Origin of the sequence: Paenibacillus tarimensis, assembly GCF_021532315.1 — a bacterium.
In the GTDB taxonomy this organism is placed as follows: Bacteria; Bacillota; Bacilli; order Paenibacillales; family Paenibacillaceae; genus Paenibacillus_I; species Paenibacillus_I tarimensis.
On the sequence record NZ_JAKGAO010000003.1, the window covers coordinates 178,421 to 200,041 of the forward strand.

The 21,621-nt window shown below is 52.9% G+C and carries 17 protein-coding genes and 3 tRNA genes; 19 read left to right on the top strand and 1 reads right to left on the bottom strand.

Annotated features, from left to right (window positions below; genetic code table 11):
- The first annotated feature begins 47 nt into the window (after positions 1–47).
- The 19 genes from L1N82_RS00840 (at position 48) to L1N82_RS00930 (ending at position 20,366) form a co-directional block, all read left to right on the top strand.
- Positions 48–1,283 (top strand): LL-diaminopimelate aminotransferase, encoded by a 1,236-nt coding sequence (locus L1N82_RS00840; protein WP_235285437.1) that lies wholly within the window; start codon positions 48–50, stop codon positions 1,281–1,283.
- A gap of 343 nt (positions 1,284–1,626) precedes the next feature.
- Positions 1,627–2,205 carry a bifunctional pyr operon transcriptional regulator/uracil phosphoribosyltransferase PyrR gene (pyrR, locus tag L1N82_RS00845; RefSeq protein WP_328284406.1) on the top strand — a complete coding sequence of 193 codons (579 nt, stop codon included), beginning with the start codon at positions 1,627–1,629 and terminating at the stop codon, positions 2,203–2,205.
- Positions 2,186–3,088, top strand: a complete 903-nt coding sequence (locus tag L1N82_RS00850) for an aspartate carbamoyltransferase catalytic subunit (RefSeq protein ID WP_235285438.1) — start codon at positions 2,186–2,188, stop codon at positions 3,086–3,088. The genes pyrR and L1N82_RS00850 overlap by 20 nt, the downstream gene beginning before the upstream one ends.
- Positions 3,089–3,173: 85 nt before the next feature.
- Positions 3,174–4,460, top strand: a complete 1,287-nt coding sequence (locus tag L1N82_RS00855) for a dihydroorotase (protein ID WP_235285439.1) — start codon at positions 3,174–3,176, stop codon at positions 4,458–4,460.
- 46 nt (positions 4,461–4,506) lie between these two features.
- Positions 4,507–5,652, top strand: a complete 1,146-nt coding sequence (locus tag L1N82_RS00860; RefSeq protein ID WP_235285440.1) for a carbamoyl phosphate synthase small subunit — start codon at positions 4,507–4,509, stop codon at positions 5,650–5,652.
- Positions 5,639–8,863 (top strand): carbamoyl-phosphate synthase large subunit, encoded by a 3,225-nt coding sequence (carB, locus tag L1N82_RS00865; RefSeq protein ID WP_235285441.1) that lies wholly within the window; start codon positions 5,639–5,641, stop codon positions 8,861–8,863. The genes L1N82_RS00860 and carB overlap by 14 nt, the downstream gene beginning before the upstream one ends.
- A 164-nt stretch (positions 8,864–9,027) precedes the next feature.
- Positions 9,028–9,750, top strand: a complete 723-nt coding sequence (gene pyrF, locus L1N82_RS00870) for an orotidine-5'-phosphate decarboxylase (RefSeq protein WP_235285442.1) — start codon at positions 9,028–9,030, stop codon at positions 9,748–9,750.
- 2 nt (positions 9,751–9,752) lie between these two features.
- Positions 9,753–10,412: an orotate phosphoribosyltransferase gene (gene pyrE / locus L1N82_RS00875; protein WP_235285443.1), complete on the top strand. Its 660-nt coding sequence runs from the start codon at positions 9,753–9,755 to the stop codon at positions 10,410–10,412.
- Positions 10,413–10,643: 231 nt separating this feature from the next.
- Positions 10,644–11,447, top strand: a complete 804-nt coding sequence (locus L1N82_RS00880) for an ABC transporter ATP-binding protein (protein ID WP_235285444.1) — start codon at positions 10,644–10,646, stop codon at positions 11,445–11,447.
- Complete coding sequence (locus L1N82_RS00885) at positions 11,413–12,564, top strand: efflux RND transporter periplasmic adaptor subunit (protein WP_235285445.1); 1,152 nt, start codon at positions 11,413–11,415, stop codon at positions 12,562–12,564. Before L1N82_RS00880 ends, L1N82_RS00885 begins: the two co-directional genes overlap by 35 nt.
- A gap of 3 nt (positions 12,565–12,567) precedes the next feature.
- On the top strand, positions 12,568–15,474 hold the full coding sequence (locus tag L1N82_RS00890) for an ABC transporter permease (RefSeq protein WP_235285446.1): 2,907 nt from the start codon (positions 12,568–12,570) through the stop codon (positions 15,472–15,474).
- Positions 15,475–15,486: 12 nt separating this feature from the next.
- Positions 15,487–16,368, top strand: coding sequence for an ABC transporter ATP-binding protein (locus tag L1N82_RS00895; RefSeq protein ID WP_235285482.1), 882 nt, complete (start codon positions 15,487–15,489; stop codon positions 16,366–16,368).
- A 5-nt stretch (positions 16,369–16,373) separates the two neighbouring features.
- Positions 16,374–17,885 (top strand): ABC transporter substrate-binding protein, encoded by a 1,512-nt coding sequence (locus L1N82_RS00900; protein ID WP_235285447.1) that lies wholly within the window; start codon positions 16,374–16,376, stop codon positions 17,883–17,885.
- 228 nt (positions 17,886–18,113) lie between these two features.
- The gene (locus tag L1N82_RS00905) at positions 18,114–18,284 is read left to right on the top strand and encodes a hypothetical protein (RefSeq protein WP_235285448.1); all 171 of its coding nucleotides are present in this window, start codon (positions 18,114–18,116) and stop codon (positions 18,282–18,284) included.
- 89 nt (positions 18,285–18,373) lie between these two features.
- Positions 18,374–18,447: transfer RNA gene (locus L1N82_RS00910), tRNA-Met, on the top strand.
- 26 nt (positions 18,448–18,473) lie between these two features.
- Positions 18,474–18,550 (top strand) — tRNA-Ile (locus L1N82_RS00915).
- 17 nt (positions 18,551–18,567) lie between these two features.
- A tRNA-Leu gene (locus L1N82_RS00920) sits at positions 18,568–18,653 on the top strand.
- Between the two features lie 206 nt (positions 18,654–18,859).
- Positions 18,860–19,561, top strand: a complete 702-nt coding sequence (locus L1N82_RS00925) for a uracil-DNA glycosylase (protein ID WP_235285449.1) — start codon at positions 18,860–18,862, stop codon at positions 19,559–19,561.
- Complete coding sequence (locus tag L1N82_RS00930; RefSeq protein ID WP_235285450.1) at positions 19,548–20,366, top strand: SPL family radical SAM protein; 819 nt, start codon at positions 19,548–19,550, stop codon at positions 20,364–20,366. The genes L1N82_RS00925 and L1N82_RS00930 overlap by 14 nt, the downstream gene beginning before the upstream one ends.
- Positions 20,367–20,512: 146 nt before the next feature.
- Here L1N82_RS00930 and L1N82_RS00935 read toward each other — a convergent pair whose 3' ends face one another.
- On the bottom strand, positions 20,513–21,517 hold the full coding sequence (locus tag L1N82_RS00935) for an S-layer homology domain-containing protein (protein WP_235285451.1): 1,005 nt from the start codon (positions 21,515–21,517) through the stop codon (positions 20,513–20,515).
- Positions 21,518–21,621: the final 104 nt, after the last annotated feature.

Genomic DNA, 21,621 nt, shown 5'->3' on the forward strand with positions numbered 1-21,621 from the left:
CGCGATAATCGACCCCACATTATACAGAAGAAAGGTGATCAATCCATATGGCAACAATTAATCAGAATTTCCTGCAGCTGCAGGGCAGTTACCTGTTCTCCGAAATTGCGAAGCGCAGAACCAAGTTTATCGAAGAGAATCCGAATGCGCAAATCATCAGCCTGGGCATCGGCGATGTGACACGCGGCCTTCCAGAAGCGGTTACCAAAGCCATGCATTCGGCAGTGGATGAGCTGGCTGAGTCCAACTCGTTCCGCGGTTACGGTCCGGAGCAGGGCTACGATTTTCTGTTGGAAGCGATTATTCAGAATGACTACAAGGCCCGCGGCATCGATCTGCAGATGAATGAAGTCTTCGTAAGCGACGGCTCCAAATGTGATGTCGGCAACATTCAGGAGATTTTCAGCCAGGATGCGGTCATTGCGGTACAAGACCCGGTATATCCGGTTTATGTAGACACTAATGTTATGGCAGGCCGTTCCGGTTCCTTCAACAAAGAGAAGAACCAATATGAGAACATTGTGTATCTGCGCTGTGATGCGGACAACAATTTCAAGCCGGAGCTGCCGTCCCGCAAAGTGGATCTGATCTACCTTTGTTATCCGAACAACCCGACGGGTATGACACTCACGAAGGAAGAACTGAAGAAGTGGGTTGATTATGCGAAGGAAAATAACAGCATTATTCTGTTTGACTCTGCATATGAAGCCTTCATTCAAGAGGAAGACGTACCGCACAGCATCTATGAAGTGGAAGGTGCGAAGGAAGTGGCGATTGAATTCCGCAGCTTCTCGAAGACAGCGGGCTTCACGGGCGTACGGTGCGCTTACACGGTTGTACCGCGGGAGCTAAAGGCCAAGGACGCCGACGGCAATGACGTAACGGTTGCCGACCTGTGGAACCGCCGTCATACAACCAAGTTTAACGGTGTGTCCTATGTGACCCAGCGGGGCGCTGCAGCCATCTATTCACCTGAAGGCAAGGAGCAGATCAAATCACTTGTTGATTACTATATGACCAACGCCGGTATTATCCGCGACGGCTTGAAATCGCTTGGCCTGGATGTGTACGGCGGCGTCAACGCGCCTTACATCTGGCTTAAGACGCCAAGCGGTCTTGATTCATGGGCGTTCTTCGACAAGCTGCTGGGCGAAGCCAATATAGTCGGTACGCCTGGTGTCGGTTTTGGACAAGCGGGTCAAGGCTATTTCCGCTTGACGGCTTTCGGCAGCCGTGAGAATACAGAAACAGCGGTAGAGCGGATTCGCAAGCTCAGCCTGTAATTTTATACTGAAGTGGTAAGATGAGGAGGCGGACTGCTGGTCATTAGACCGGTATGACCGCCTCCTCTTGACTTCTTCTTCCGGGCATGGCATAATGCTACTAACTTCATAACAGCAGTACCTTTAACTCAGTCCCGTGAGGCTGGCAAGGTAACGTGAATTGCAATTGGAACGCCCCGATAATTCGGGAGCGGGTGGTTTCTTATACCCGTCTGCCCCGAACTTCCGGTGTCCCTTCCTTATGCGCGCCGACTCCTTGCTAATAGCAAGGAGTTTTTTTGTGGCCAATTGCGGGAATCATCAGATGAAGGCTTGCTGAACGGCAGAAGGGAGCGGAAGCTTGGTGAGTGAAGAACAGCATATTATTATGGATGAGCTTGGCATACGGCGGGCATTAACACGCATTGCCCACGAGATACTGGAGAAGAACAAAGGCATCGACAACTGTGTGCTGATTGGAATCCGGACAAGAGGGATATACCTTGCAAACCGGATGGCTGAGCGCATTAAGGAAATCGAGGGTACGCCAGTACCGGTTGGCGAGCTGGATATTACCCAGTACCGGGATGACCGTGACAACGCCTCTGGCGGCACATCTGTACTGGAGAAAGTCTCCAGCGGTGAAATAACCATTCACAATAAGCGGGTCATCCTGTTTGATGATGTCCTGTTCACCGGGCGGACGATCCGCGCTGCGATGGATGCCATCATGGACCTCGGACGGCCGCAGCTCATCCAGCTGGCGGTCCTGGTTGACCGGGGACATCGCGAGCTGCCGATCCGGCCTGATTATGTCGGCAAGAATGTGCCGACGTCCAAGCTTGAAGCGATAGAGGTATCTCTCTTGGAAGTGGACGGCGGAGATAAGGTAACGATTTTTCAACAGAGGGGGCAAACCGATTATGACAGCAACAGAGCTTAAGCAGCGGAGTTTGCTCGGCCTGAAGGATTTATCTGAAGATGAGATCACAGCAATTCTCGACCGTGCGCGGTACTGGGAGGAGCAGCCGGAGAAGGTTCAGCCGGTCATATCAGGGAAGTTCGTGGCGAATATGTTCTTTGAGAACAGCACGCGCACGAGATTCTCATTTGAAGTAGCGGAGAAGCGGCTGGGCGCCGAAGTGCTCAACTTCTCAGCAGCGGTTTCGAGCGTACAGAAGGGCGAATCGATTTATGATACGGTGCGTACGCTCGAGTCTATGGGGATAGATGCGGGCGTGATCCGGTTGAAGCCGATCGGCGTGCTGGCAGAGCTGGCACAGAAGATACGAATTCCGCTGATCAACGCTGGCGATGGTAACAATGAGCATCCGACACAAGCGCTGCTTGATCTGTACACCATGCAGAAGCAGTTTGGGAGCCTTCGGGGACTTACGGTATCCATCGTAGGAGACATCCTGCACAGCCGCGTAGCCCGGTCCAATCTGTATGCACTGAGGAAGTTCGGAGCCAACGTCCGGTTCTGCGCACCGCCGAATCTGGAAGCAAGAGAGCTGGATGCCCCCTATGTAAGCTTCGACGAAGCGCTGCGGTCGGATGTTATCATGATGCTCCGTGTGCAGCTAGAACGGCATGAGGGCGGAATGATCCGGTCAGCTGAAGATTACCGCGAGCATTACGGTCTAACCGCAGATCGGATGGCTAAGGTACAGCCGCACGCGATCATCATGCATCCGGCTCCGATCAACCGCGGCGTGGAGATTGACGACGAATTGGTCGAGCACCCGCAGTCACGCATCTTCCCGCAGATGAGCAACGGGGTACCCGTACGAATGGCTGTCATTGAACGGTCCATCAGAGGGTAATGAAGCTTGAAGGAAAGCCGGAAGAGCCGGTTGGAAGTAAAGCCGGGATGATGTGGAAAGATAACCGAAGGGAGAACAAAAATCGATGGCATTATGGATCTTGAACGGCCAGGTATGGAACGAGGAAGCCGGGCGGCTGGAAAGCCGGCATGTACGGATTGAGGGCGGCTTGATCGCCGAAATCGTAGAAGGCCAGCAGCAGCCGGACACGGCGGGCTGTGAAGTAATCGACGCGGCCGGCAAGCTGGTATCCGCCGGATTTATCGATATGCACGTCCATTTGCGTGACCCCGGATTTGAATATAAGGAAGATATTATAACAGGCACCAGATCGGCGGCTAAAGGCGGATTTACGACAATTGCCTGCATGCCGAACACCAGACCGGTGACCGATACGCCTGAGACGATTGAATATATCCGCAGCAAGGCGGCAAGCGAAGGTGTTGTTAATGTCCTGCCGTATGCGGCAATTACGAAGAATGAGCTGGGGCGTGAGCTGACTGATTTTGCAGCCTTGAAGGCTGCTGGCGCAATCGGCTTTACAGATGACGGAGTCGGGGTGCAGAACGCACAGATGATGAAGGATGCCATGGCGTTGGCGCATTCGCTTGGCATGCCGATTATCGCGCACTGTGAGGATGACTCGCTGGTTGAAGGGGCAGCCGTATCAGAAGGAAGCTTCGCCAGAAAGCATGGATTAAAGGGGATTCCGAATGAGTCAGAAGCGATTCATGTAGGCCGGGATGTACTGCTGGCTGAAGCGACAGGTGTTCATTATCATGTATGCCACGTCAGCACAGAGCAGTCGGTCCGGCTGATCCGGCTGGCTAAGCAAATCGGGGTGAGGGTTACAGCAGAGGTGTGTCCGCATCACCTGGTATTGTCGGATGAAGATATACCTGGACTGGATTCCAACTGGAAAATGAATCCCCCGCTTCGCACGCCGAGGGATGTCGAGGCGGTCATTGAGGGACTTGAGGACGGCACGATCGATATAATCGTAACCGACCATGCGCCGCACAGCGCGGAAGAGAAAGCGAAGGGCATGCAGCTGGCGCCATTTGGCATAGTTGGATTTGAAACGGCGTTTCCTCTTCTCTACACCAAATTCGTTCGGACAGGCCGTTGGTCGCTGGGCTTTCTTCTGCAGCGCATGACAAGCGATCCTGCCAAAGTATTCGGACTGGCATCCGGCAGGCTAGAGCCGGGCGCACCGGCAGATATCACTGTGGTGGATTTGGAAACCGAACGTAAGGTTGATCCGGAGACCTTCTTGTCCAAGAGCAAGAACACTCCGTTTGGCGGATGGAAGCTGTACGGCTTCCCGGTTGCAACAATTGTTGCCGGAAGAACAGTATGGGCGGACGTTTAATAACCTGCATATAGTGAAACTAAGACTCAAGGAGTGGTGATAACGGATGCAAGCGAGATTATTATTGGAAGACGGTACCCTGTTCACCGGACGTTCGTTCGGCGCTGAGAGTGAAAAATTCGGTGAAGTGGTCTTTAATACCGGAATTACCGGTTATCAGGAAGTATTGTCTGATCCATCCTACTGCGGTCAAATCGTGACCATGACGTATCCGCTGATCGGCAACTACGGCATTGCCCGCGATGATTTCGAATGCATTACGCCAGCTGTTCACGGTTTTGTAGTCCGACGGCATGAGCCGATTCCAAGCAACTGGCGGGCAGAATACTCGCTGGAGGCGCTTCTGAAGGAATCCGGCATTCCAGGAATCAGTGATATCGACACACGGATGCTGACACGTAAAATCAGGCATCACGGCACAATGAAAGGCGTACTGACGACAAGCAATGCACCGGTTGAAGAGCTGATGGAGCGTCTTGGCGTGACCTCAATTATGACGGATCAGGTACCGCGCACATCGACGAAGAGCTATATCAATGTACCGGGCAGCCGTGAGCGTATTGTCTTGATTGACTACGGTGCGAAGAGCGGCATTCTCCGCGAGCTGACTAAGCGCGGCTGTGAAGTGATGGTAGTCCCTCACGACACCTCGGCTGAACAGATCCGTCGTCTTAACCCGGATGGGATTCAGCTGTCCAACGGTCCTGGGGACCCGAAGGATGTGCAGCATGCGGTCAAGGTTATCTCTGAGCTGCTGGGTGAATACCCGATCTTTGGCATCTGTCTCGGCCACCAGCTGTTCGCACTTGCCTGCGGCGCGGATACAACCAAATTGAAGTTTGGCCACCGCGGCGGCAATCATCCGGTTAAGGATCTGAAGACGAACCGCTGTTATATCACCTCCCAAAATCATGGTTATACTGTACTGGAAGAATCAATAGTCGGTACAGGTCTTGAAATTACACATATCAACAACAATGACCGTACCATTGAAGGACTTAAACATACAACCTATCCGGCTTTTTCGGTTCAGTACCATCCGGAAGCGGCGCCGGGTCCATTCGACTCCAGCTACCTCTTCGATGAGTTTCTGGATATGATTCGTGAACATAAGAAGAACAACCCGCAAATCCCGCGCCAGGCACGGTTGTCGGAATCGCTGAGAGGAGAACTGAGCTATGCCCAAAAATAATGAACTGAAGAAAATTCTTGTTATTGGCTCGGGTCCAATCGTCATCGGCCAGGCAGCAGAATTTGACTATGCCGGCACACAGGCCTGCCAGGCTCTGAAAGAAGAAGGCTATGAGGTTGTCCTGATCAACAGCAACCCGGCAACGATTATGACCGATACGAACATGGCAGACAAAGTATATATTGAACCGATCACCCTCGATTTTGTTACGCAGATCATCAGACAGGAGCGTCCGGATGGCCTGCTGCCTACCCTCGGCGGCCAGACAGGTCTGAATATGGCGGTGGAGCTGGCGCGTGCTGGCGTGCTGGACCGCGAGAATGTAAAGCTGCTTGGCACACAGCTGACAGCGATCGAGAAGGCGGAGGATCGTGACCTGTTCCGTGATCTGATGCGTGAGCTGGACCAGCCAGTGCCTGAGAGCACAATTGTTACCACTGTTGAGGAAGCGCTCGAGTTTGCCAATGAGATCGGCTATCCAATCATCGTTCGTCCGGCATATACGCTGGGCGGAACAGGCGGCGGTATCTGCTCCACTGAGGAAGAACTGAGGGAAATTGTGGCTTCGGGCATCCGTTACAGCCCGATCAGCCAGTGTCTGGTTGAGAAGAGCATCGCGGGTATGAAGGAAGTTGAATACGAGGTAATGCGTGATGCGAACGATAACTGTATCGTTGTTTGTAATATGGAGAACTTCGACCCGGTAGGCGTTCATACGGGCGATAGTATCGTAGTGGCGCCAAGCCAGACGCTCTCAGACCGTGAGTATCAGATGCTGCGTTCCGCATCTTTGAAGATCATCCGCGCCCTGAACATTGAAGGCGGATGTAATGTGCAGTTTGCGCTTGATCCGCACAGCTATCAATACTATGTCATTGAAGTGAATCCGCGGGTAAGCCGTTCATCGGCTCTGGCTTCTAAGGCAACCGGTTATCCGATCGCGAAGATGGCAGCAAAGATTGCAATCGGTTATACGCTGGACGAAATTGTGAATCCGGTCACCGGCCAGACTTATGCCTGCTTCGAGCCTACCCTTGATTATATCGTATCGAAGATTCCGCGCTGGCCGTTCGATAAGTTTATCTCAGCCAACCGCAAGCTGGGTACACAGATGAAAGCGACGGGCGAAGTTATGGCGATAGGCCGTACCTTTGAAGAGTCCATGCATAAAGCCGTACGCTCGCTTGAAATCGGTGTTCACCGCATCCATCTGAAGGATGCTCAGGGCCTTGAGGATGAAGTACTGCGCACGCGGCTCGCGAAGCCGGATGACGAGCGGATGTTCCTGGTCGCCGAAGCATTCCGCCGCGGCTACAAGCTGCAGGAGATTCAGGACCTGACGAATATTGACTGGTGGTTCCTTGACAAGATTGAGGGAATCGTGGCCTTTGAAGAGCGTCTGAAATCAGAAGCGGAGCTTACAGAAGAGCTGCTGTACGAAGCCAAGCGCAAAGGCTTCTCCGACCGCTCAATTGCCGAGCTTCGCCGGGAAGGCGGAATTGCGGCCAACTATACGGATGAGCATGAGATCCGCTCGCTGCGGAATGAATTGAATCTCAGACCCGTATACAAGATGGTTGATACCTGTGCGGCTGAATTTGAAGCGACTACACCATACTATTACTCGACCTACGAGGTTGAAAATGAAGTAACCCAGACCGAGAAGGAAAAGGTTCTGGTGCTCGGCTCTGGTCCAATCCGGATAGGCCAGGGTATCGAATTTGACTACTCAACGGTGCATGCGGTCTGGGCGATCCAAAATGCGGGATATGAAGCAGTCATTATCAACAACAATCCGGAGACCGTATCGACGGATTTCTCAACCTCGGACCGACTGTACTTTGAACCGCTGTTCTTCGAGGATGTCATGAATGTCATCGAGCAGGAGAAGCCGATCGGTGTAATCGTGCAGTTCGGCGGACAGACAGCGATTAATCTGGCGGCTCCGCTTGCGAAGGCGGGCGTGCGCATCCTTGGTTCAAGCCTGGAAAGCATTGATGCAGCAGAGGACCGCAAAAAATTTGAAGCACTGCTGCGCAAGCTGGATATTGCCCAGCCGGAAGGCAGCACGGTGACTTCAGTGGACGAAGCGGTCAGCACAGCCAGCAAGCTCGGCTATCCGGTTCTTGTCCGCCCATCCTACGTGCTTGGCGGCCGTGCGATGGAAATTGTGTACTCTGATGAAGAGCTTCTCCGCTACATGGCGGAAGCAGTCCGGGTTAATCCAGAGCATCCGGTGCTGATCGACCGCTACATGCTTGGCAAAGAAGCGGAAGTGGATGCAATCTCTGACGGCGAGACGGTTCTTATTCCGGGCATTATGGAGCATGTTGAGCGTGCGGGCGTACACTCTGGCGACTCGATCGCCGTCTATCCGCCGCAGTCACTCTCGGAGGAAATCAAGCAGGAAATTGTAGATATAACGATCAAGATTGCCAAGGAATTCAAGGTCATTGGCACGGTAAACATCCAATTCGTCATTTACAAGGAAAAGGTATATGTGATCGAGGTGAATCCTAGATCGTCCCGTACGGTGCCATTCCTGAGCAAGGTGACGAATGTGCCGATGGCAAATCTGGCTACACAGGCGATCCTCGGCAACAAGCTGGCTGATCTTGGGTACAGCGAAGGGCTTTGGCCGGAAGATGAATTTGTTTCGGTTAAAGTACCGGTCTTCTCCTTTGCGAAGCTGCGCCGGGTTGACCCGACGCTTACGCCGGAGATGAAATCGACGGGTGAGGTTATGGGCCGTGACATCCAGTATGCCAAGGCGCTCTATAAGGGCCTCATCGGTGCTGGCATGAGGATACCGCCAACCGGATCGATCATCGCGACTGTCGCAGACAAGGATAAAGCTGAGACAATTGATATTTTGCGCGGCTTCTACGAGCTTGGTTACAATATTATCGCTACAGGCGGTACCGCGACTGCGCTTGAAGAGGCTGGTCTTCGGGTAACCCGCGTGAACAAGCTGAGCGAGGGCTCGCCGAATATTCTGGATCTGATCCGCAACGGCCAAGCGCACTTTGTCGTCAACACACTGACCAAAGGCAAGACGCCTGAGCGTGACGGCTTCCGGATCCGCCGTGAGGCTGTCGAGAACGGTATTGTCTGTATGACATCGCTTGATACGGTACGCGCTCTGCTGAACATGCTGGAGACGATCAACTTCTCTTCTCGTGCTATGCCGGTGCTGATGCCAAACACATAATATAGAACGGCCACCGCTCTGCCGCTGGCCGGCCCTTAGAAGGCCGGTTCAGCAGCGGCGGGTGGCCGTCTTATATGTCTGTGGGTTTGCAGGTTGGTTTAACTACATATAAAAGCAGTACGATGGCGAGTAAGTTGTAAAGAGACGGGAAGGGAGCAGTTGATATGTCGTTAACACGGAACGAGGCAGCTTCGCGAATTATGGTAGCCCTTGATTACCCGGATGAACAGGCTGCTGAAAGGCTGCTGGCGGAGCTGGAAGGAGTCCCCTGCTATATGAAGGTAGGTCTGCAGCTGTTTTATGCGGCTGGACCGGGCTTTGTATCCAGCTTGAAGGAGCGGGGATACCGGGTCTTTCTCGATGTCAAGATGCATGATATCCCCAACACGGTGAAGGGTGGTGCTAATAGCGTGACCAGGCTCGGTGTCGATATGTTTAACGTCCATGCCGCTGGCGGCTTACGCATGATGGAAGCCGCGCTTGAAGGAGTGGAAGCGGCTGCCGAAGGCGGTCACCGACCATTGGTCATCGGCGTTACCCAGCTCACTAGCACCAGCACCCAAATGCTTAATGAGGAAATCGGCATTCCGGGCACAGCAGAGCAGGCAGTGGTTCGTTATGCGCAATTAGCCGGTCAGGCCGGGCTTGATGGCGTGGTGTCTTCCCCGCAGGAGGTCAAGGTTATCAAGGAAGCATGCGGACAAGCTTTCGTTACCGTTACACCGGGGATTCGACCAGCAGGCTCTGATATTGGAGACCAAGCCCGCATTATGACACCGGTTGAAGCACTCCGCGAGGGAACGGATTACATGGTAATCGGGCGGCCGATTACGGCTTCCCCCAATCCCCGCCAAACGATCGAAACCATTATAGAGGAGCTGTTATAAATATGACTTCTGTCAATCTGGCTGAACTTCCAGCGCAAATTGCGGGCGAACTGCTGAACATTGGTGCAGTGGCTCTGCGCCCGAATGACCCCTTCACATGGTCGTCGGGCATGAAATCGCCGATCTACTGTGATAACCGTCTGACGATGTCCTACCCTAAGGTGAGGGAGACGATCGCTGCCGGTTTTGCCGCTGTTATCCGTGAGCATTATCCTGCCTGTGAGGCAGTAGCCGGTATAGCAACAGGAGGAATTCCTCATGCCGCATGGGTGGCTCAGAAGCTTGATCTGCCTATGCTGTATGTGAGGGACAAGGCCAAGGGGCACGGCAAGACGAACCAGATTGAGGGTCATTACCAGCCGGGTCAGAAGGTTGTCTTAATTGAAGATCTCGTCTCTACTGGCGGCAGCTCGCTTAAGGCAGCTGTTGCGGTCCGTGAAGCAGGCTGCGAAGTGCTTGCTACCGTTGCGATCTTCACTTATGAGTTCCCTCAGGCTGTTCAAGCATTTGAAGAGCAGGGTATCCCGCTGCATACTTTATCCGGTTATTCAGCTCTTATTGATACCGCCCTGCAGCGCGGCGCTGTAGAAGCTGGCGATGTGGAGCTGCTGAAGTCATGGCGTGAAAATCCGCAGGCGTATGGCGAATCGTTTAATTCCTAAACTCCCATATAAATTACAGCATGAAAGCAGGAATTTTCAATTTTCAGACGTTCCTATGCAGCAGCCTTTATCCGAGAGGATAAGGGCTGTTTTTATGCCGTCATTTAAAAGTTTTTTTATTTCTTTCAAAAATTGATGTTTAAAAACGTAACTTTTTGGATAGCCCGGCCGTCTATACGTTATCAGGAATATTTTTGGAATTTCTAGAACGGGAGGGGTCATAGGGAAGCTATGGCATTGTGGAGAAGAAAAAAACAGGCAGCTCCGGAAGAAGCTGTAGAAGAGAATGATCCCGGAGCAGGAGCCAGAGTAGCGCTCAAGAAGGAGACGAAGGTTCCCATTCGGGATGAGGAGCCCGTCAGCAGGGAGCCGGTCCTCACGGTTCGCGGGGTGCAAAGGTCCTTTCAGGTTGGAGGACAACCGCTGCATGTGCTAAAGGATATTAATATGGAGCTGCGGCCTCGTCAGCTGGTGATGCTGCGGGGGAGATCAGGCTCCGGCAAGACGACTCTGCTGAATCTGATCGGCGGGCTTGATCAGCCGACACAGGGAGAGATTAACTTCCGGGATTACTCCTTTCACAAGATGAATGACCATGCAAGGACCAATGTTAGGCGCAAGGAGATGGGCTTCATCTTCCAGGCATTCGCGCTTATGCCGCTGCTGTCGGCTTACGAGAATGTGGAGCTGTCGCTTCGGATGGCAGGTGTGCCGCGAAGCGAATGGAAGGATAGGGTAACCGAATGTCTTGGCCTCGTAGGCCTGTCGAAGCGAATGCATCATCGTCCCTTTGAATTGTCAGGAGGCGAGCAGCAGCGTGTTGCTATTGCCAAAGCGATTGCACACCGTCCCAAGCTGCTGCTGGCCGATGAACCGACGGCAGAGCTGGACTCCCAGATGGCGGCACAAATCATGTCTGTATTTCAATCAATCATTGAAACGGAGCGTGTGACGATCTGTATGACAACACACGACCCGACGATTTTGGAGGTAGCTGATCATGTTTACGAAATGGTGGACGGAAAATTTATCTAGCAGGCGGAATGAAAGGCAGGACGGACAGCTTGCGCCGAATCACATGCGGAGCAGATGGGGACGGATGGCAGCAGCCTCGGTCCTGGCTGTTTCCCTAGCTGTAACGAGCGGCTGTGCGCTGCTGCCCAAGGAAGAGGAGGAAGAGGTTCTTCCGGAAATTACCCCTCCGCAGATCTCGAAGAAGCCGGAGTACGAAGTAACCACCACCACGCTGGAATCACGGGTACAGGGCACCGGCAAGCTGATGTCCATGCAGGAGGAGACCCTCTATTTTACGTTGGATGGCATGCGGCTTAAGGCTTTGAACGTTAAGCCAGGAGATCAGGTAAAGGCCGGCCAGCTGATTGCTGAGCTGGATGTGGAAGAAATGCAAAAACAGCTGCGTCAGAAGCGGCTGCAGTTCCGCAAGGCAGAGGTCACGATGAAGGAGACGCTCCGCAAGCGCGATGAGATGGAAGCCATTGAATTTGAGGAGGCGGTCATTCTCTTTGAGGAGCAGCGCCAGGAAATTGTCGATCTGGAAGCGGAGATTGCCAAATCCACGCTCACTGCACCATTCTCCGGTACGGTGGTTCAGGTAAACGTGGAGAAGGGTGCTCAAATTAAATCTTATGATCCGATCTGTATTATTGCCGACACGAGCAGCCTTATTGTTGCTGCGTCGTTATCCAAGGATGATCTGTCCAAGGTGACGATTGGCATGCCTGCTGTCGTTGAGATCAGCGGTTCCGGCAAGGTGGAGGGCAAGGTCAAGCAGCTTCCAGTTCCTTCGACGGACAACAAAAACGGAAACGGCGGACAGAATGGCGGTTCGGGCGGAAATGGTGCACAGAAGCCGGAACGCCCGGAAGATTTTCTCATTGTTGATGTCGGCAAGCTGCCGAAGGATGCAGTCCGCGGCACCAATCTAACCGTAAGCATCGTAACCAAACGGAAGGAAAACGCGGTTGTAATCCCGGTGTCTGCTCTTCGTACGATCGGGGCACGGACTTACGTTCAAGTAGTTGAGAATGATGGCAGCAAGCGTGAAGTGGATGTAGCGGTAGGCCAGCAAACGTCAACGCAGGTGGAAATTCTTGAAGGATTGACACCGGGGCAGAAAGTCGTAGGTCGATAAAGGATGGGAGTACCGCTGCTGCGATTTTTGTTTCGAAAAATGTGGAATACGAGGTGGCTTACGTTAAGCACCCTTGCAGGTCTGATCATTGCCGTGGCCTTTGCGACCAGTATTCCGATGTACGCGGATGGCGCCTTGAAGCGGGTTGTGGCCAAATCGCTTCAGGAGCAGAGCACAGGCCTTCCGGCAGGCTCCCTGCTGATGCGCTACCAGTCTACCGGAGGCGACAAGACCGATCTGGCGAAGCTGGAGCAGGTAAACCAATACATCACAGGCGAGCTTCCAAAGGATATAGGCTTTCCGCATGATACTTACGTGGGGAGCATGACGATCCGGGGAGCGGATATTTCGCCGGTTGACCCCACCACAGTTGATGCGAGCCGCAATCGGCAGATGACAATTATGACAATGTCAGGACTGGACCAGAAGGCCGAGCTTGCACAGGGACGCTGGTTTAAGGATGCGGCCGCGAGCGGCGACACCATTGAAGCGGTGATGATGGAAGAAGCGCTGTACCGCAGCGATGTCCATGTCGGTGATGAATTTTATTACCCTATATACGGCGGCTTGAATATCACGCTGAAGGTCAAAATTGTAGGTGCCTATAAGCCGCTTAAGGATACGGACCCTTACTGGTATCAAGGGATGGAGTCGGTGATGGGTAATCTGCTCATCAGTGAGCAGGCGTTCAAGGATACGCTGCTTGGGAAGCTGAAGATTCCTTTGCAGAATGCAAGCTGGTATTACGCATTTGATCTGCGTGAGATCCAGACCAGCCAAATTTCGCCGCTTGGCCGTAAGCTGGAGAGGCTCAATATTGAGCTGTATCAGCTGCTGCCCGATACACGGGTGGACATCTCGTTTGCGGATACCCTCGCGGATTTCAAACGGCAGAGCGTGCAGCTGCAGACGCTGCTGTTTACTTTGGCGGCGCCAATGATCGCTATGGTGTTCTATTATATTGCAATGAATGCCAGACAGTCGCTTGAGAAGCAGCGGAGCGACATAGCGGTGCTGCGGAGCCGCGGTGCCGGAACCCGGCAAATTATTATGATCTATCTGCTTGAAGGACTGCTGCTTGGCGTGATCGCGATGGCAACCGGTCCGCTGATCGGCTGGTTTATGGCCAAGAGTATTGGCTCGGCCAATGGCTTCCTGGCATTTGTCGACCGCAAATCGATTCCGGTGGGCTTCTCAATGGATGCCATTATCGCTGGAAGCGCGGCTGTGCTTCTGGCTGTCCTATCGACGGTCATTCCGGCGGTCATGTTTGCCCGCTCTTCGATTGTGGGCTACAAGCAGCAGCTGGCTAGGTCCGACCGCGGGCCTCTGTGGCAGCGTTGGTTTCTGGATGTGCTGCTGCTGGGTCTGGCGGGCTACGGCTGGTACTTGTTTAATGAGCGCCAGATGCTGACATTCAAGACGGGCATGACGACAGACCAGCTGAATGTCAATCCGTTCCTGTTTTTCGTGCCGGCGATTGCGATATTCTCGCTTGGTCTCTTCTTCCTCAGGCTGTTTCCGCTTCTGCTGAAGCTGTTCAACCTGATCGGAAGAAAGTTCTTGCCGGTGCCGCTTTACTTGACGCTAACGCAGCTCTCCCGGTCTTCGAAGCAGTATTATCCGCTAATGATCCTGCTGATTCTGACGATTGGGTTAGGGGTGTATAATGCGTCGGCAGCCCGTACCATTGATTTGAACTCTACAGAGCGGACGCTGTACCGTTATGGATCGGACGTGATTATCAAGACGGTGTGGGATGGCAGACCTGAAATTAGTCCGAATGCGGGTGCAGGCGGTGGAAGCGGCGGCGGTAATGGCGGCGGTTCACCTGGCGGCGGCCAGGGAGGCGGAAATCCCGGCGGTGGTGGCAACCCTGGCGGCGGTGGCGCTTCTCAGGCACCATCCAAGATTATCTATAATGAGCCTCCTTTTGAAATTTTCCGCAGCCTTGAAGGTGTAGATGCTGCGGCACGTGTGCTGCAGACCAAGGGGAGTGTCGTTATATCCGGCCGATCGATTGGCCAAGGTACCCTGATGGGCATCGACAATGTTGATTTCTCCAAAGTGGCTTGGTTCCGTAACGACTTGCTCCCTGCACATCCGTACCGTTATCTGAACCTGCTGGGTGCTTATGAGCATGCAGCCATTATACCTTCGGGCGTTGCGGAACGTTATCAGCTGAAGCTCGGGGATGAAGTATCGGTAGGACTGACAGACGGGAAAATATCGTTCGTTGTCGTGGGCATTTTGCCTTATTGGCCTACACAATATCCGGATCAGTCTCCGTTTGTCATTGCCAATCTGGATTATATCTACGATCAGGTGCCGCTCATACCTTACGAAGTTTGGCTGAAGATGAAGGATGGAGCAAACGTGGCGCCTCTGGTCACGAAGCTGATGGACAGCGGCATTGAGCTTGCTTCCGTTGATGATGTGCGCTCTGAGCTTGTGGTGCAGTCCAAGCATCCGACTCGCGGCGGTGTCTTCGGTATTCTTAGTCTCGGCTTCCTGGTTTCTGTTCTAGTCTCACTTACCGGCTACCTGCTGTACTGGTTCTTTAACCTGTCTGGACGAATTGTACAGTTCGGTGTTCTGCGGGCGATGGGATTGTCACGTAAGCAGCTTACCGGCATGCTGCTTCTCGAGCAGCTGTTTACCGGCGGCCTGTCGATTGTACTTGGGCTAGGGATCGGGACGCTGGCCAGTGAGCTGTTCCTTCCGTTCCTGCAGACTGCAGAGAATGTGGAAAATGCCGTACCGCCGTTCCGGGTTGTGTTCGAGCAGCAGGATATGCTTCAGCTGTATGTCGTCGTCGGCTTCATGCTGCTGACCGGTGCTGCGATGCTCTTCCTGCACATCCGCAAGCTGCGGGTTCATCAGGCAGTGAAGATGGGAGAGGAGCGGTAGAGAATGACAGCGATGATCGATTGTGAAGGCTTGGTTAAAATTTACAAAACAGATGATCTCGAGGTTGTCGCGCTGCAGGGCCTTAACCTGACGGTCCAAAGAGGCGAGATGATGGCGATTATCGGAAATAGCGGCAGCGGAAAGTCTACCCTGCTGAATATACTGGGCGGGCTGGACCGCCCCTCCGCCGGCACGGTGAAGGTCGGGGAATGGGATCTGCTCAAGATCACCGATAACCAGCTTGTAGATTATAAGCGCAAGACGGTAGGCTTCATCTGGCAGAACAATGCCCGGAACCTGCTCCCTTATCTATCGGCGCTGGAGAATGTCGAGATGCCGATGATGCTGACCGGCAAAACCGACCGTGCTTATGCGAAGCAGCTGCTCGAGTGGGTCGGCTTGAAGGAGCGGATGCATAACAAGCTTCATCAGCTCTCCGGTGGCGAGCAGCAGCGGGTGGCAATCGCCATTTCGCTGTGCAACCGCCCGGAAATGCTGCTGGCCGATGAACCGACCGGATCAGTCGATACCCGGACATCCGACATGATCATGAACATTTTCCGGCGGCTGAATCGTGAAATTGGGGTAACGATCGTAATCGTTACTCACGATCTGTCGCTGGCAAGCAAGGTCGACCGTGTGGTAGCTATCCGTGACGGCCTTACCAGTACGGAATTTGTAAAGCGCAACTCAAGCCTTGATGAAGCCACAGGATTTGCAGCCGGTGCCGGCGGGCTTCAGGAGGTACATGAGGAGTATGTGGTCGTCGACCGTGTCGGGCGGCTGCAGATTCCCAAGGACTATTTGCTGTCCCTGGGCATAAAAGATAAAGCGTCCATGGAATTCGACGGCGAGAAAATTACCATAACGGCACCGAAACAATTGGAGGGGTAAGAAGAATGATGACGAACAACATGAAGGAGACCGGTTCCACCGGGAAAGTAAGGAGGCCGCTGCTGCTGCTGCTCGTATTAACGATGCTTGTGTCGCTGCTGGCCGCTTGCGCGGATGGCAATGGGGACACCTCAACAGAGAAGAGAGTGCTGCGGATTGGTACTCTATATGGCAGCCCTCAGGACGAATCCTATTTCCGGCAGCAGTATACGGATGCATTTGAGCTCATGAACAGCAATATTGAGATTGAGATCGTATCGGCGATTAACTACAACGATCAGCGCTTCCAGACGCCTGATGAGAATAACAAACAGCCGGACATCTATGAAGAGCTCACCAAAATGCTCACCGGCTCCAACCCGGTTGACGTCATGGTGGTGGATTATTCTTTTCTGCGGCGCATGGTCCAGGATAACCTGTTGAAGCAGCTCGATCCGCTGATCCAACAGGATAAGTTCGATTTGTCCGATTATGTGCCTGCTGTAATGGATGGAATTAAATCGGCCGGGGACAACAATATTTATGCCTTGACGCCAACTTTCTCATCTACTGCACTGTTCTATAACAAGAAGCTGTTTACAGAGGCCAGTCTCGATTTCCCAACCGATGGTATAACTTGGGATGAAGTCTTTGCCAAGGCTGAAATGCTTGCGAAAGGTGAAGGAAAGGACCGGGTATACGGCTTGACGTTCAACCGCTACGGCAGCGACGGCTTCTGGGATATTCAGAACTATACGGCTCCTCTGCAGTTAAAATTCGTCGATGACAAGGGCGAGAAGATGCTCGTGAACAACCCGCAGTGGGAAAAGGCGTGGACGGACATCACAGAGATGTACAAGAAGAAGATCATGCCGAACATGGAGGATATCTATCGCGAGCGTGATCCGGAAAAGCCATATAACCAGTTTGAGGGCGATCTGTTCCTGAGCGGCCGTGTAGCCATGGTAGCGATGGGGGACACCAACTATATCAATGAAATCACCCTTATGAATGAAAATGCTGAGAAGCTTGGCATGGAACCGATTGACTGGGATATCGTGACATCACCACAGCATGCTGAAGCTGAAGGTATAGGCGGTAATGTGTACCTGAGCAGCCTGATGGGGATTAACAACAAAGCACAGAATGACAAGGACGCATGGGAGTTCATCAAGTTTATGAACAGCAAGGAATGGGCAAAGCTCAAATCGCGCAGCTCTTACGAGCTTACAGCCCGCAAAGAATTCCTGAAGCCTATGAACGGACTGAACTACAACATTGATGCGTTCACCAAGCTGAAGCCTGTACCGCCGCAAAGTCTGGAGCAGGAAAAACTGTTCCGCGAGAATTCAAATATGTACCAGGTCCAGTATATTGCCCAGCCGTACTTCCAGGAAGTTATCAAGGGTGACAAGACGGTCAAGGAAGCGTTGGAAAAGTGGGAGACTGAGGGCAATGCCATGCTCCAGAAGATCAAAGCTAACCCGAACGGACCGCTTGAACCAACTGACGCCGGCGTTATGAGTGAAGTTTACTAGTCCTAACAGAGAAGTCCCGGTGCTCCCTTCAAGGAGCAGCCGGGTTTTTCTTTGTCATGATGCTGCTGTCGTTTTCTGCTGACCGAGAGACATGATTTTATTGCAGGCTGCTTGTTTTCACTCCAAAGCGGGTATTCTAATAGGGCATCCATTTATTTGAATGCCGTAATTTCTGCCCGAGCTTAGGCCATATGGTAAATTGCGAGTAGAAACAGGAGGTTGAACGTATTGAGGTCCAGTTGGATCTATTGGGTCAGGCTGTATGAAACGAAATTCCAGGCAGGCTGCCTTGTGAAACGGATGGAGAATGATTGGTGGATTTACGGTTATGATTGCCCGCAGGAGATTGAAGTGTTCCGGTCGAGAAAAGGCAGGTATGGCGTTCGGTATATGCCATAGTTTCTTGCCAGAAATCTCTTGACTTACTCAGTCTTCATGTTGTATATTATTAATTGTCGCCATTAATGATTGTTTCATATTGGTACCGTCGCGGGGTGGAGCAGCCCGGTAGCTCGTCGGGCTCATAACCCGAAGGCCGCAGGTTCAAATCCTGCCCCCGCAACTTACTTCCTAACATGGAAACTGGAAGGGCCCTTAGCTCAGTTGGTTAGAGCGGTCGGCTCATAACCGATTGGTCGGGGGTTCGAGTCCCTCAGGGCCCACCAACATGAACAATTACCATGCCGGGGTGGCGGAACTGGCAGACGCACAGGACTTAAAATCCTGCGGTGGGTGACCACCGTACGGGTTCGATTCCCGTCCTCGGCATACCTTAACTTACACAATCAGCATACATAAGAGCTCTGTTTGGCAGAATGCCGTTCAGGGCTCTTTTCCATTCTAATCCGAGCTCTTGTTACCGTGCAGTGTAATCGAATAGGAAGGGTAATAGAGAGTGAACAGGGCAGGAAGCCTGCTTAGAGGCAGCGGCATACAACCGCTACGAAGCAACCAGAACGATAGGAGGGAACGGAATGTCGGTTCAGCTTCCCCATGATTGGCCCGCTGTGCTGGAGGGAGAATTCGATAAACCATATTTCATGGAGCTGCGTGCGAAGCTCGCAGAGGCATACCGGACAGAACAGGTGTATCCGGCCCAAGATCATATTTTTCAGGCGCTGCAGTATACCCCTTATAAGGAGACCAAGGTTGTGATTCTTGGGCAGGACCCCTATCATGGACCCGGCCAGGCACATGGCTTAAGCTTCTCGGTACAGCCCGGGGTGCGTATACCTCCCTCCTTGCGGAATATATACCAGGAGCTGCAGTCCGATATCGGCTGCCAGCCGCCGAGCCATGGCTGCCTGACGCCCTGGGCCAAGCAGGGCGTGCTGCTGCTGAATGCGGTGCTAACGGTAGAAGCAGGGCGGCCTAATTCTCATCAGAAGCTTGGCTGGGAGCTGTTTACGGACCGTATTATTGCTGCATTAGGACAGCGGGAGCATCCGGTTGTATTTCTGCTATGGGGCAAGCATGCCCAGATGAAGGCTTCGATGATTGATGCTTCCCGTCATTGTGTAATCGAGAGCGCGCATCCGAGCCCTTTTGCAGCCCGTCGGGGGTTTTTTGGCAGCCAGCCATTTTCGCGTGCGAATGCTTTTCTGCGCTCGATCGGGTCAGAGGAAATTAACTGGTGTCTGCCTGCCAATCCGGAGGGTTTGAATGATTGCCGTTAACGAAAGGCGCCCCTCCAAATGGCTAACGCCTGCGAGTGGTTATTTAACCGGATATACGCATACGCTGAACCCTTACACCGGCTGTACTTTTGGCTGTTCGTACTGCTACGTCAGGCGCATGCCAGTCGGTCTGTTCCGCAAGGAGTCATGGGGTGAATGGGTAGACATCAAGAGAGACACGGCGGGCGGGTTCCGCCGGGAATGGCTGAAATCCATTTCAAAGGGGCCCGTTACTGTATTCATGGCGTCGGCCACTGACCCTTATCAGCCGGTCGAGTACAAGGAGAGGGTCACTCGCTCGATCCTCGAGACGATGGCTGAAGCACCACCGCAGTTTGTGCTGGTGCAGACAAGGAGCCCGCTTGTTACTCGGGACATAGACCTGCTGCGTAAGCTGGGGGAGCGCGTCCGTGTCAGTATGACGATTGAAACAGATCTGGAGGATTCTCGCAAGCATTTTGCGCCATCCTCACCGCCCCTGGCTGCGCGCTGGAGAGCTGTTCAGGAGCTGAGGAAAGCCGAAGTGTCTGTACAGATTGCCGTCTCGCCTCTGCTGCCCCATTCCGGTCGGTTCGGAGAGCAGCTGCTGCAGTCATCACGGCGAATAGTCGTAGACGATTTCTTTCGGGGCGACGGCAGTCTCGGGAGGAGAACCTCCCAGTTGGGTGTCCGTGCGCTGTATGAAGAACTTGGAATACAGCAGCAGTACAGCCCAGAGACGGCTGACAGCTTCTTCGAAGAGCTTAAAAGCGAGGCAGGTGGCGGCTGTGAGGTGCTGTGGGGACAAGAAGGCTTCCTGCCTTAGCCAAATAATCTAGAACTAAATAAATAAAACTGCCCGCCGCTCTACCGGATTATCGCGAAATCCGGTGGAGGGGGCGGGCAGTTGTCGTATGGGTCAGCAAGGCAGCGTTACTTCATGCGGACTAACAGTGGTGCCGCTGGGTTTGATTATTTCATAGCCGGCAGTTCCACAGGAGCTAAAGGTGCCTGATCTGAGGGGGTTGATGATACCTCGTCATTCGGGTTACCTGGTTCTTCGGGAAGAACCGGCTTAAACTGACTGCTGACATACGTTACGGTTTGAACCTCTGTAATGACCTGCGGATACATCTTGTTGGGATCAGGCTGTACGGCCTCGACCATTATTACGGCCTGGCCTTTCTCGTCAAAGAATATGGAGGAAATCCGTATTCCATATCCGGGATGAGGAGCCTGTGCTTTTACCGTAACTTCGTTAATATCAGCGTTCACTTTCTTGACGGACAGCTGCAGATCGAAGAGCGGGCTGGCGCCGGCCGGTTGATCCGGAACGTTATCGGTATCCGTATGCTCTTTCACAAATTTAATGCCGTCATACAGCCAACCGGCTGCCTCGCTGCGTGTAATGCCGTTCTTTGGTCTGAAGGTATTGGTGCTGTCCATATCAACAATATCGGTCGTCAGAAGCTTCTGGATGCTGTTCATGTATGCCTTGTCTACCTCGGATTCATCTTCAAACATCTGATAAATCTCGATGAAGGCATAGTCGCCCCTCGATATAATGGCATTGAACAGATGATGCGCATACTGCTCGCGTGTCATGATCTGCTCCGGCTTTACATCCTTTGGGATTTCAAGACCGTTGTGGTGAGCGATGACGAACGCATCAGAGTACCACATGCCATTTTTGACATTCGTGTAGTAGTCGGAAGCTTCAGGGGCCTTAATGAACTGTACATGTGCCAGGCTGAGCTCAAAGCCTTTTACAATCATCGATATCCCCGCTGAATAGGTCAGTTTGCCGCTAGGATTGAACATATCCTGCTGTTCTCCGCTAATGATTCCCGCTTCTTTAAGCGCTTCAATCTTATCCGCGTTCGGGTCCTGCTTCGTGTCTGAGAACGCCCATGCTGCTTGGCCGACAATTAGTATAAGCGCCGCGGCCAACAGGACAATTAAGACCGGCTTCTTCATTTGCACATCACCTCATTCTTTAGTATTAGCTGCAGCTATTCTCCTAGACGGGGAGGCTGAACAAAATGTTGCAGGATGCGGATAAGAGTTGTTGCTTTATGAAT